Origin of the sequence: Streptomyces sp. Pv4-95 (genome assembly GCF_045782725.1) — a bacterium.
GTDB lineage: Bacteria > Actinomycetota > Actinomycetes > Streptomycetales > Streptomycetaceae > Streptomyces.
Genome location: NZ_CP127172.1, coordinates 7729894 through 7742033 on the forward strand (window position 1 = coordinate 7729894; position 12140 = coordinate 7742033).

Genomic DNA, 12140 nt, shown 5'->3' on the forward strand with positions numbered 1-12140 from the left:
TCAACCTCACAGGCGCTCCGCGTGCCAGCGACCGACCAGATCGCGGTAGAGCGCCGAGCGGTCCAGCAGTTCATCGTGTGTGCCGCAGGTGGCGCGGGTGCCGTCGAGGACCAGGATGCGGTCCGCGCGCCGGGCCGAACTGATCCGGTGCGCCACGACGATCACGGTCCCGGGCCGGTCCGCGAAGGCCCGTTCCGCGCGGGCCTCGGCCGCCGGATCGAGGTGGCAGGTCGCCTCGTCGAGCAACACCAGCGGCGCGGGGGAGAGGTGCGCCCGGCCGAGCGCGATGAGCTGACGCTCGCCCTGCGACAAGGACGCGGGATCGATCTGCGCGTCGAGGCCGCCCAGACGTCGCAGCAGCGGGCCGAGCCCGACCGCCTCCGACGACGCCTCCAGAGCCGCGGTGGACGCCCCCGCCGAGCACAGGTAGAGCAGGTTCTCGCGCACGCTACCGGTGAAGACGTACGCCTCCTGCGGGATGAGCACCCGCAGGAGCGCGGGATCGTCGGTGTACGGGACGCGCGCCGGGCCTCCCCGCACCAGCACCTCGCCGTGCGCGGGTTCGAGGAGGCCGGCAACGAGCCCGGTCAGGGTGGATTTGCCGATGCCGCTCGGTCCCACGACGACCAGGTGCTCGCCCGGCTCGACCGTGAGATCCAGGTCGCGCAGCACGGGCTGGGCAGCGGAACCGTAGGCGAACGTCACGGCGCGCAGCTCCACCCGGGAGCCGCCCTGGTGGGGCATGGCCGACGGGGAGGGGTGCGCAGTGCGTTGGGTGGAGCGCGGCGCAGGCCGTACGGAGAGGGCGTGCCCCTCCTTCACGCCGCCTTGCCCGTCCGGGCCCTCCGTGAGCCGGTCGAGCACCACGAGCAGTCTTGTACCGGCCGCCCCGAGCGCGTTCATCAAGGTGTTCAGGGCCGGCAGGAGGGACTGGGTCAAGTAGGTCAAGGCGCCCAACAGGACTCCCGCCGTTACCTGTTGACGCAACAGCCACGGGGCGGCAACCAGCAGGAGCAGGACCGGGACATGCCCCGCCACGCCCAGGGACAGTGAGCGTGCGGCCGCCCACCGGGCGAGGGAGCGCGCTGCTCGCTCCTCGCTCGCGATCACGGCGTGCGCCCGTGCGGCCGTCAGCTCCTGTGCGCCGCAGGCCACCACGTCCCGCAGTCCGGTCGCTATCGCCCCCACCTGCGTCGACACCGCCTCGTCGGCGTGCAGGAAGGCGCGTTGGCAGGAGGCCATCGGCCGGAGCGTCGCCAGGAAGAGCAGCAGACCCACGATCAGCGGCGGCAGTACGAGCAGTAGCAGCTGCGGTGCCAGCGACGCGAGCCCCAGCAACGCGCCGACGGCGGTGAAGACGAAGGACCGTGCGACCAGTACCAGCCCGGCGAAGCTGTCCCGGGCGATCTCGGTCTGGTTCGTCAGCCGGGAGACGACGGCGCTGTCGGCCGCGTGCGCAGGGTCGGACACGGCCTGGGCCAGCGCCCGGCCCACCACTCGGCGTACCAGACCGTCCCGGAGCGGCTCGACGAGATCGGCCAGCCCGCGGAAGACCCCGCCGCCGGCCAGTCCGCCGACCACCACGGCCAGCGCTGCGACGCCCAGCCACACCAACCCCGTGCCGGTGCGGCCGGCCAGGAAACCGTGGTCCAGGGCCATGGCGATGCCGTAGCCGCCGAGGAAGGTGTGCGCCGACTCCAGGAGAGACCAGCCGGCCAGAGCGAGCAGCACCCGTTTGCGTCGGCCCAGGAAGCCCAGTGCCTGCCGCAGCAGTCGTTTGCGTGTCCCGGTCACGTGGTCGCCGCCGCGTCGTCACCGGAGTGCGCGAACACCGCCCGGTAGGCGGCGTCCTCCCACAGTCGGTCGTGCGGGCCGACGGCACGTATCCGGCCGTCCTCCATCCACGCGACCAGATCGGCGCGGGCTGCGGAGGAGACCCGGTGGGCGATCAGCAGCCGGGTGCCCGGCCGTACGTCGTGCACCAGCGCGCGGCCGACGTGCAGCTCGGTGACGCTGTCCAGGCTGGAGGTCGCGTCGTCGAGCACCAGCAGCCGACCGGCATGGGCGAACGCCCGTGCCAACCCCAGGCGTTGGCGCTCGCCACCGGACAACGGGGCATCGCGGAGAGGCGCGTCCCAGCCCTCGGGAAGCAGCCGCACGAACGTGTCCGCACCGGCCGCACGCGCCGCCGCCTCGATCTCGCCGGCGGGCGGGCGGTACGGCCCGAAGGCGACCGAGGCCCCGACGGTGTCACCGAGCAGCGCCGGCCGCTCGAAGGCGTACCCGACCTCCCGGCGCAGCTCCGCCGGATCCACCTCGGTCAGCGGGACCCCGTCCAGCAGGACCTGGCCGGCGTCGGGATCGGCCAGTCGGCCGGCCACGGCGCCGAGCAGCGACTTGCCGGCTCCGGACCGTCCGACGACGGCCATGGTGGCGCCTCCCGGCACGACCAGGTCGATGTCGCGCAGCACGCCGGCGCCCCCGCGAACCACGGTCACCGCACGCAGCTCCAGCCGCCCCGGGCCGTCGGCGGGCAGCGGCCGGCTGCCGTGGTGCATCGGAGCCACCCCGAGCAGATCGGCCATGCGGCGGGCCGCGGCGCGGCTGCGGAGCAAGGAGTTGAGCTGTCCGATCACACCGCCGAGGCCCGCCGCGAGGACCGCGTAGCGGGAAGCCGCAAGCAGCTCTCCGACGGAGAGACCGCCGTGCGCCAGCCGCACTCCGCCGACGGCGAGGACGGCGGTCGTCAGCAGCGGCACCAGGATGCCGCTGCTGACCACGGCACGCCCGTACACGCTCCACATGTGCCGTCCCTGCGTGCCCAGTTCGGGAAGCGGCGCGAGGACACGGGCCCGCTCGCGGTCCGCGGTGCCGGCGGCGGCCACGGTGCGGGCGCCGCCCAGCGTTTCGACGAGCCGGCCGGCGATGTCCGCCTGCACCCGCTGATAGCGCGAGACGCTGTCGGAGGAGCCACGGGCGAACACCCGCAGCAGGCGGGCGAGAAGGGGAACTCCGGCGATGAACACGGCGGCCAGCCAGAGGTCGGTGAGCGCGAGGGCCAGCAGACCGCCCACCGGGGTGAGGACGGCGGCGAGGCCGGTGGCCGCCGTCATCGGCGCGGACCCCGCTTCGGCGGCGTTGCCGGTGAGCCGGGTGACGAGATCGCCCGGTGAGAAGCGGTCGGCCGCGCGATGCGGGGCAAGGGCCAGAAGATGATCGACGCCGCGGCGTCGCAGCCACGCGGTGCTGCGGGCGGTGGTGACGCCGCCGGTCCACGCCACCAGCGTGTCGAGCAGCACCTCGGCGGCCAGCAGCAAAGCGCACAGGGCGATCGCGCGGGGGAGACCCGCGGCGTGCTCCAGCGCGAGATCGAGAGTGTGCCCGAGCACGGCGGGCAGGGCGACGGCCGCAGCGGCGGATCCCGTACTGAAGAGGCAGACGGCGACGGTCCGGCCCGTGCTGTGCCGGAGGGCGCCGGCCAGCAGGCGGCGGGCACCGGCGGCGGGTGCCGCTTCGGGTGCGGTGGGCCGCCGGGGCGTGGCGGGCCCGGAGGTGGGGGCCATGCGGTGCGGACCTCGACTCCGTGGGGCGGGTACGGCGGAGCGGCGGCCCCGGGCGGTTGTCCGCCCGGGGCTGCCGCGAGCACATCACGCAGAGGCCGGAGCCTCAGCGCAGACGGCCGTCAGTTACAGGTGGTGATGCTCAGGCTGCTGTCACCGCAGAGCAGCAGGCTCGCGCGGCTGCCGCCGCCACCGCCACCGGTGAACTCGTCCGTGGTCTCGGCCTTGGGGGTTTCCATCGTCTGAAGGTCGAGAAGCGTCATGGTGATTCCTTTCATAGGTGGGGACAGGGTTTTTCATTTCGGCCCCTGGAGGGGCCGGCTTCAGGGCCGCCGTAGCGGCGGGAGGAAGGGCAGGTGCACGGGTTGGTCGTGCAGCGCGCTGCCCAGCGCGAGCAGGCACCCGGCGGTGCCGGTGCTCAGGTCCATGGAGAGGCGCATCATCTGCTCCCCGGCGAAGGCCAGGTGCCCCTGGTAGGGGACGGCGCCCCAGGAGAGTGAGGCGATCTGCCGGCGCAGATCGGCGGTGTGCGTTCCGGGGCCGCCGGTGGTGGTGCGGCTCAGGTACAGCACCATGCCCGCCGCGCCTCGGAACAGCCCCGGCTGGGCATAGAACTTGGCCTGGGCTGCCCGCACGATCTCGTTCCGTGCCCGTTCGAACTCCGGGTCCGCACGATGAACGAGGTAGTCGTCGAGCACCATGCCGATGCCGACACTGCCGGCGCCGAGGTACGGCATCGTCCGCCAGCCCTCGTTGACCTGCAACGCGCCGCCGACGCCTCGTACGCATCGGGCCAGGTCCCGGCGTAACGCGTCGGCGGCCAGGTCCAGCAGAGCGGAGTCGCCGGTCCGTTCGTAGAGGCGCAGGAAGAGCAGCGCGGTGCCGGTGGCTCCGTGCAGCAGGCCGGCGCGGGCCGCCGGGCGGGCATCGGTGCCCTCGGTCCCGGATGCGTCGGCGTTCTCGGCGACGAGTTCGGCGCACCGCAGGGCCTTGTCCCGCAGCGTGCTCTCGCCGGTGGATGCGGCGAGGGAGTCGAGGGCGAGGCCGAGTCCCGCGAGCCCGCTGTGCAGATCGGGAGCGATATCGGCCCAGCTCTCGGCGGTGATCCGCTCGACGAGCGCGAGGGCGTGCTCGCGGTGCCCGAGCCGGTCCAGTACCCAGGCGACGCCGGACAGGCCGTCGTAGAAGCCCAGCGGACTGCCGGAGGCGGGCACCTTCGACCTCAGCAGCAGCCACTCCTCGGCCTCGGGGCAGGGCGCGGCGCCGGTCTCGGCCAGCGTGTAGAGGACTCCGGCGGCGCCGTGGGCGAAGGACGTGCCGCCACCCGCCATGGCGAACTGCGCGATGTCGCCCGGGAAGAAGCGGTCCTCCCGTTCGGGCGTGGCCGACGCGAGTACGGCTCGCGCCATGGAGTCGCGGCTGAGCGGCCAGTCCTCCAGGGCCACCGGCAGATAGTCCGTCCCGTCGCCCGCAGGCGCGGTCGACCGGGTGGCAGGTGGCCGGTACCCGCGCAGGATCTCCGCCACCGCTTCGTCGAGGAACGCCCGCGGCACCGGGAACTGTTCGGCGGCGATCCGCGCCAGATGCACGGCCTTCGCACGGTCCACCGCGAAGAGGCTGGTCAGGGGCAGGAACAGAGCCAGCCGCAGACACGCAAGGGCATAGCGGTCGACGTCGAAGCCCCGACGGTCCGCGGGTGCCACGAAACCCGGGTTGGCGATGACCTGACGGACGCTCTGGTCGTCGACCGCGGCCGCCTCGAAGTCCAGCAGCACCACCGAGGTCTCGTCCTCGGACAGCATGATGTTGAACAGGTGCAGATCATTGAAGACCACGCCCCGGGCGTGGATCGCCGCGACCGCGTCCGCCACCAGACCGTGCACGCGCAGGGCCCACTCGGTGTACTCGGCGAGCCGCTCCTGGCTCGGATCCGCCTCGATCAGCGGGTGCCGATGGGCGAAGAAGCTGTTCAGCGGCCGCCCCTCGATGTACTCAAGTGCCAGGAAGGAGTGGTCGCCCAGCGTGAACCAGTCGCGCACCTCGGGAGTGCACCCCAGCCCCGACAGTCGCCGCAGTGCGTCTCTCTCGCGCCGCAGGCGGGTCACCGCGTCGGCCTCGTCCGCGGCCAGGCCGGCGTGCGGTCGGGCCTCCTTGAGCACCACCCGCTCGTCGGTGCGCAGGTCGCGGGCGACGTAGACGCCGCCGCCGTTGGAGAAGTGCAGCGCACGCTCGATGCGGTACGGGATGTCGGCGACGGTGGTGGCGGAGCGGGCGGCCAGATGCGGCTGCAGGAAGTCCGGGAGTGTGATCCATGCAGGCACGTGGAAGGTGGGCTCCCGGAGATCGGGGACCAGCCGGCCCTGTGCGTCCTCCACCGCGGGACACAGCTCACCCGCGTCGTCGTAGCAGTGCCGCTCGGTGAAGCTGCCGTAGCGGACGTACACCGGACCGGCCCCCCAGCGCAGATCGCTGAGAATGTACGGTCCCGGCTCGCCTCCGAGCAGCGCGTCCAGATCCTCCGCGATGACGCGGCACTGCGCGTCGTCGGCGGGGTAGATGGTGATGAACTTCCCGCTGGCCCCGCGGTCGGCGTACTTGGCGTTGCGGGTGTGCAGCAGATACCGGCTCGGCATGCACTTGAAGGCGATCGCTCTCGGTACGCAGTAGTCCCAGACCCGGTCGAGCACCTTCTCGGCGTTGTCCAGGCACGCGGACACATGGATCTTCCAGCCCTGGTTGGGCAGTTCACCATCCAGCGGACGGAACGCCAGCCAGTCGCCCGAGCGGTGGCGCTGCCAGCCGTCCGGAAGCTCCTGCCGCAGTTTCTCGTAGAGGCCGGCGCTGCTCTTGCCTGCCACCGGAAGCCGATGCGGGGCGTCGTAGAACTGCCGGTCGGCGTCGCAGAAGACGGCGTAGCCCTTGTTCATCCCACTCCCTCGGCCTCGTGATGCCATGAACGCTGTCATGGGGCCGGGAGGTGAAACAGTCGTGATTGTCATGAAGAGGATGTGCAGAATGCATGGATCTGCACATACCGGTGGTCACGGGGTGGGGGTGCACGGGGTCGCGAGGCTCCCCGTGGCATGCCGCCCAACGTCCCCTGTCAACACAGCAGTTGGGGCCCGCACCTCACGGTGCGGGCCCCAACCGGTTCGAGCGCCTCCGCGTCAAGCGACGACGATGTTCTCCGCCTGCGGGCCCTTCTGGCCCTGCGTCACGTCGAACGTCACCTTCTGGCCTTCCTGAAGCTCGCGGAAGCCCTGGGCGTTGATGTTCGAGTAGTGGGCGAAGACGTCGGCGCCGCCGCCCTCCTGCTCGATGAAACCGAAGCCCTTTTCCGAGTTGAACCACTTCACGGTGCCAGTAGCCATGCCATATCTCCTTCGGGGCAATTCCCGGGCCGCGCACTGTGCGCGGCCGGCGTTGCCGCGATGATTACCCCGTCCGGAATGCACCGGAAATACAAAAGCACACCCACCGGCGCGGAAGGCCGTTAAGTGCACTTGAAGTCTTTGGGAACCACAACTGCAACTGTGATCGACAGTAACACGGTGCATGCGAACGGGCGCGGTGAGTAATATCGCTGCGCTCGTCGGGTCGTGACGCCTTGCCGCGGGGTGGGGAAAAGTCTGCGCCTGAGGCTGGAGATATTCGTTCTTACGGGCCGCATGATCCGCGACGTGGACGGCTGTTTCCGCTGACGGCGGCCCCGATCGGGATGCTCGGGCGCCGTCCTCCCCTCGGGTCGTGGTCGACCTGGGAAAGGACGGCGACGGAGTGTCACCCTCGCGTGGTCGGTGTCTGCTGCCCGGTGGCGGGCGTCGGGCGGTGCACCGGTCAGGAGTGCGCGCTCTCGCCCGCGTCGGCCGTGGGCTCGCGCAGCGCGGCATTCAGCCGGAGGGCCTCTTCGAGCTGGTCTTCCAGGATGACGATGCGGCACGCGGCATCGATGGGCATGCCGTCGTCGACGAGTTCGCGGGCGCGGGCGGCGATGCGCAGCTGGTAGCGGGAGTAGCGGCGATGGCCGCCCTCTGACCGCAGCGGGGTGATCAGGCGTGCCTCGCCGATGGCGCGGAGAAAGGTGGGCGTGGCGCCGATCATCTCCGCGGCGCGGCCCATGGTGTAGGCAGGGTAATCGTCATCATCAAGTCGATCGGTGGCATTCGGGGGAATTTCTGGGGGCATTTGCACCTCGTCTGGGACGCGTCGAGGGGCCCCGGTGCCGTACGGCACCGGGGCCCCGAGGGGTTTCAACACCATCTGCCGACGCCGGGCGCCGGCCTTCTGTTTCCGCGTCTCCGTCCGAGAGGTGGGAGATGCGGGGATCGTGAATGCTTGACCGGGGACCACCTTCCATTCCGGGGCCTGCGGTTCCCGAGCGGCCGTGGCCTTGCTCGGGCCATCCTGATGGTGTCGACTCCTCTCTCAATTCCTCGGTCGGACTTCTTGCTCTGTGCGATGGTTCTGCGGGTGGCGACCCTGCGGCCGCCCGGCCCGGCAATCAGCAGTGGGACCATCCGCACTTCCGGCCCCACCACTCCACTGCCGTTCCGCGTTTCCTCGCGGCAGTTCGTCTCCGCCGCATATCGCTGACTTCGTCGGCTACCCGAGAAACCCTAGCCGCGTCGATTTTCCATGTCTACCTTCACCGCGGCAGATTTTCCCGGGCTCGGGGGTGAGGTTATCTGCCGCTGTACGGCTGCGGAGGGTGGGCGCCGCGGTCCGTGTCGCCGTCGAAGCCGCAGCTCACGGCGGTAGCGGGTGCGACCGCCGCACGCGGCGCCAGGTCTTCGGGGGGCTGGGCGGCCGTGCCGGCCGGTGGCGCGGCGTGCCGGGCGGCCGGGGCAATGATCCGGCGTCGTTCGCTGCCGAATCGCCCGTTATCGGGCAAGCTCGACATATGGACACGCAAGAACCGGATCCGGAGCCTCGTCGCACTCCCGGCCTGGACCCCGGTGGCCTGGTGCCTCCGGGGGAGACCCCGCCCGGTGAGGGCAGCACGGGCGCGGAAACCGGCCCTCGCGACGACCTCTCTCGGGGCTGGGCCAAAGGCCCCGCCATCATCATCGGCATCGTCGTCATTCTCTGCGCGGCATTCTTCATGGGCTACGCCGTGCTCTACGCCCTCTGATCGAGGGAGGCGCGGACCGGGCCGTCCCGGGCGGCGCCGGCGTCAGAGCTTGCGCGTGTCGCGCGGTTCGACGTACGGCTCGTCCTGCGGCGGGTGGCCGCCCTCGATGGCCCGGGACCGTTCGAGTTCCGAGTTGAACTCCAGGCCCAGCAGGATCGCGATGTTGGAGATCCACAGCCAGACCAGGAAGATGATCACCGCTGCGAAGCTGCCGTACGTCTTGTCGTAGCTGCTGAAGTTGGCCACGTACAGGCCGAACAGCGCGGAGGCCACGAGCCAGATCACCACCGCCAGGAGGCCGCCCGGGGTCACCCAGCGAAACGCGCGCCTGACGTTCGGAGCGGCCCAGTACAGCACCGCGAAGATCAGCGAGACCAGGATGACGAGCACCGGCCACTTGGCGAAGTTCCACACCGTCAGGGCCGTGTCGCCCAGTCCGAGGACCTGACCCATCTTCCGGGCGAGAGGTCCGGTGAACACCACCCCGACCGCCGTGAGAGCCAGCAGTACCACCACGACGACGGTGATCCCCAGACGTACCGGCAAGGTCTTCCACACCGGCCGTCCCTCGCCGATGTCGTAGATGACGTTGGAGGCCCGCATGAACGCCGCGACGTACCCCGAAGCGGACCACAGAGCGATGACGATGCCCACGACCAGGGCGAGGCTTGCCGCGCCCTGACTGTTCTCCATCTGCTCCAGCATGCTCGTCAGGACGTCCCGGACGGACCCGGGGGCCAGGCTGCCGAGGTTGTCGATGAGCGGTTTGATCGTCGAGCTGCCGAGCAGACCCAGAACGGACACCAGGGCCAGCAGCGCGGGGAAGATCGCCAGCACGCCGTAATAGGTGAGTGCGGCTCCCCAGTCGCTGAGGTTGTCGGCCCGGAACTCCCGCAGGGTGCGCTTGAGGGCGTCCTGCCATGAGCTCTTGTGCAGTGCGGTGGGTCTGTCGGGCGCGGATCCGCCGTCAGCCGTCGAAGCGCCGGGAACGCGGGGAGCGCCGGGGGTGCCGGGACCGCCGGCCCCGGCCGGGCCGCGGTCGGAGGTCCCGGCGTGCTCGCCGTCCGGTGTGGGGCCATGGCCCCCCTCGGGCTCGCCCTCCTGCGGCGTCGTCACGAGTCATCGCCTCTTCCTGGATGCGGGCCCGGGACCTGACGGACGAGGGCTCCGGCTTCCGTTCCAGTTTTCCGCCGGAGCGACAACCCGGCCCGCCGGGATCAGCCGCCTGGAGCACCACGCGCGGGCGACCATGACGGGCCGTCGGCCATGAACCGCCTGACCTGGGCCGCATGACATCGCCGGGGTGTTGGCGCCGGCCCCGCTCGGGTCGGTGTCAACGCCTCCGGGCCCGTACGGGATTGCGTCGCGTACACCGGGGCACTCTCGCCGGGGGCGGCCGAAGTGAGTGGGAAGGAAGCCATGTCGGAAACAGCGCACAGCACGCCGGTCCGCGGTGCCCCGTGCTGGGCGAACCTCGTCGCCCGCGATCTGCGGGCGACCCAGGAGTTCTACGCGGCGGTCCTGGGCTGGAGCTACCGACCCGGGAGCCTGGGGGAGGAGTTCTCCGTCGCCCTGCTCGACGGGCAGCCGGTCGCCGGAATCGGTGCCCTCGCCCAGAGCCTTCAGGTTCCGGTCGCATGGACGCCGTACTTCGCCGTGGAGAGCGCGGATGGCACCGCGGACCGCATTCGCGAGCGAGGCGCGACCATGGCGGTGGGGCCGCTCGTCCTCGGCAAGGGCCGCGCCGGGCTCGCCGCGGACCGGGACGGCGCGGTCTTCGGCTTCTGGGAAGGCGAGGTGCTGCCGTGGTCGGTGGGACAGGGCAGGGCCCCGGCCATGGTCGAGTTGCGGACGCGCTCCGAGTCCGCCGCCGCCATCTTCTACGGTGAGGTCTTCGACTGGTCCCCCTCGGAACAGCCGGGCAGCTGCACCGTGATCCCGGAGGATGGCCGGGTCGTCGTGCGCGATGGGGCGCGTACCGTCGCCGCACTGCGCGGCGGAGGCATCGCCGCCGACCCGGACCCGAAGGTCCGGCCCCGGTGGAGCGTTCAATTCCCCGTCGACGACATCGCACAGGCCGCCGCGGCCGCGGTCGACGCGGGAGGCACCGTCACACCACTGCCGTCGGCCGACAGCAGCACCCGCAGTGACCGTGCGGTCATCCGCGATCCCGACGGTGGCCTGTTCACCGTCTGCACCCTCTAGGGGAAGGTCGGTCGCGCGGGCCGGTCGTCGGGGCAGCGGGCAAGCGGGCAGCGGACAGCTCGCGGGGCGTGTCGATGACGATCGGGTTGCGTTGCGCGCGTGTCTCGTTGCCGAAGGCCGGGTCTCTCGTTGGCGGTGATATGGACCCTTTTGAGATGAAGCATGACGAGCCGCTCTCGCACGCCGAGTTGCTGGGGGCGTACTGGCTGGACACTCCGCACTACGGCCCGTCTCCCTGGGGGCGGACGGCGGATCGACCATCGTCGTCGTTGCGCATGGCGACGGGCGGCGCGGTCCGCGCGGCGGTCGTCGGCCTCGCGGTGGTGACGATCCTCGCGGCGGCCCTGTCGGCTTTGACGCGCGGCTGAGACTGACTCCGGCCACCGCCTTGCCACACGCCCCGCTCACCCCGCGCGTCGCTGAACGAGCGGCTCTGCGCGGGCATGCGGCGGCCGGAGGCGCGCGGCTTCGTCAGTCGTCGAGGCGGACGCGGAAGGCGATGCGCTCGTGGTTCATGCTGACCACCGCGTCGCCCTCGGCCTCGGCGTACGCGCGCGTCCCCCCGTGGACCGGCGCTCCCGCGGTGTGCGTGCCCTGACCGAAGCGGTCCATCAGCGAGGTGAGGGCCAGAGTGCCGCGGTCGTTGCGCAGGACGTACTGGCACTGAGCGATGGCGCCCTGGGGTGTCACCTGGACCGCGCTGCACTGCGCGCTGCCGTCCCCGACGGTGCGCCCCGGCTTGCCGTTGCGGCTCTGGTGCAGGTCGAAGTACATGGTCCAGTTGTCGCCGACCCGCGGGTGCTGCGGCTGGGTGTGGACCTTTTTGACCGCGATCCACTCGACCTTCTTCTTGCCCCTGCTCTCCGGCTTCGCGTGGGCCGGATCGCTGTGTGGGGCGAAGGTGAAGGCGCCTACCCCGAGGGCAGCAGTGGTCACGGCGGTCAGAATTGCGGCGCGGCGGCGGGAGCGTACGAACACGAAACCTCCAGGAGACGGACATATGGATGTGGTCCGCGTCCGGCGGACTGCGGCTCACCGGCTCACTTCAACGGCTGCTGCGCGCCGCGCACCGTTGCCTGCGCCGGGACATCACCCGCAGGAGCGTTCCATTCACTCATCCGCACGCCGTCGTCATTCACATGGCGGGAGGGGCTCCGCAGGCGTCAGGGAATGCCGTGGGCGCGACGGAATCTCAACGAGCCACGGGTGGGAGGTTTTTCGCATGGCCAGTGGGTAGGCGAGGC

11 protein-coding genes are annotated in these 12140 nt (G+C 71.3%); 3 read left to right on the forward strand and 8 right to left on the reverse strand.

The genetic code is table 11. The features are described 5' to 3' along the window. Positions 1-6: 6 nt before the first annotated feature. The 6 genes from QOM21_RS33850 to QOM21_RS33875 all read right to left on the reverse strand — a co-directional run bounded on the left by QOM21_RS33850 (position 7) and on the right by QOM21_RS33875 (position 7745). Positions 7-1794: an ATP-binding cassette domain-containing protein gene (locus QOM21_RS33850; RefSeq protein ID WP_407554827.1), complete on the reverse strand. Its 1788-nt coding sequence runs from the start codon at positions 1792-1794 to the stop codon at positions 7-9. Beyond that, a complete protein-coding gene (locus QOM21_RS33855; RefSeq protein ID WP_407554829.1) occupies positions 1791-3563 on the reverse strand; it encodes an ABC transporter ATP-binding protein in 1773 nt (590 codons plus the stop codon). Before QOM21_RS33855 ends, QOM21_RS33850 begins: the two co-directional genes overlap by 4 nt. 119 nt (positions 3564-3682) lie before the next feature. Further along, positions 3683-3823 carry a SapB/AmfS family lanthipeptide gene (locus QOM21_RS33860; protein WP_407554831.1) on the reverse strand — a complete coding sequence of 47 codons (141 nt, stop codon included), beginning with the start codon at positions 3821-3823 and terminating at the stop codon, positions 3683-3685. 60 nt (positions 3824-3883) lie between these two features. Continuing rightward, a complete protein-coding gene (gene lanKC / locus QOM21_RS33865; protein ID WP_407554833.1) occupies positions 3884-6487 on the reverse strand; it encodes a class III lanthionine synthetase LanKC in 2604 nt (867 codons plus the stop codon). Between the two features lie 240 nt (positions 6488-6727). Further along, positions 6728-6931, reverse strand: coding sequence for a cold-shock protein (locus QOM21_RS33870; RefSeq protein WP_407554835.1), 204 nt, complete (start codon positions 6929-6931; stop codon positions 6728-6730). Positions 6932-7397: 466 nt separating this feature from the next. Beyond that, on the reverse strand, positions 7398-7745 hold the full coding sequence (locus QOM21_RS33875) for a MerR family transcriptional regulator (protein ID WP_407554836.1): 348 nt from the start codon (positions 7743-7745) through the stop codon (positions 7398-7400). A gap of 715 nt (positions 7746-8460) precedes the next feature. Between QOM21_RS33875 and QOM21_RS33880 the strand changes: the two genes are divergently transcribed. Further along, entirely contained in the window at positions 8461-8691 is a 231-nt protein-coding gene (locus QOM21_RS33880) for a DUF6480 family protein (RefSeq protein ID WP_407554837.1), read from the forward strand. Between the two features lie 42 nt (positions 8692-8733). Here the strand turns inward: QOM21_RS33880 and QOM21_RS33885 are convergent, their stop codons facing one another. Continuing rightward, positions 8734-9807, reverse strand: a complete 1074-nt coding sequence (locus tag QOM21_RS33885; RefSeq protein WP_407554839.1) for a YihY/virulence factor BrkB family protein — start codon at positions 9805-9807, stop codon at positions 8734-8736. Positions 9808-10110: 303 nt separating this feature from the next. On the opposite strand from QOM21_RS33885, the gene QOM21_RS33890 reads away from it, so the two are divergent. Together QOM21_RS33890 and QOM21_RS33895 are read left to right on the forward strand one after the other, a co-directional pair. Continuing rightward, positions 10111-10896 (forward strand): VOC family protein, encoded by a 786-nt coding sequence (locus tag QOM21_RS33890; protein WP_407554841.1) that lies wholly within the window; start codon positions 10111-10113, stop codon positions 10894-10896. Positions 10897-11051: 155 nt separating this feature from the next. Continuing rightward, complete coding sequence (locus QOM21_RS33895; RefSeq protein WP_407554842.1) at positions 11052-11264, forward strand: hypothetical protein; 213 nt, start codon at positions 11052-11054, stop codon at positions 11262-11264. A gap of 103 nt (positions 11265-11367) precedes the next feature. Here the strand turns inward: QOM21_RS33895 and QOM21_RS33900 are convergent, their stop codons facing one another. Then, on the reverse strand, positions 11368-11832 hold the full coding sequence (locus QOM21_RS33900) for a hypothetical protein (protein ID WP_407554844.1): 465 nt from the start codon (positions 11830-11832) through the stop codon (positions 11368-11370). Between the last annotated feature and the right edge of the window lie 308 nt (positions 11833-12140).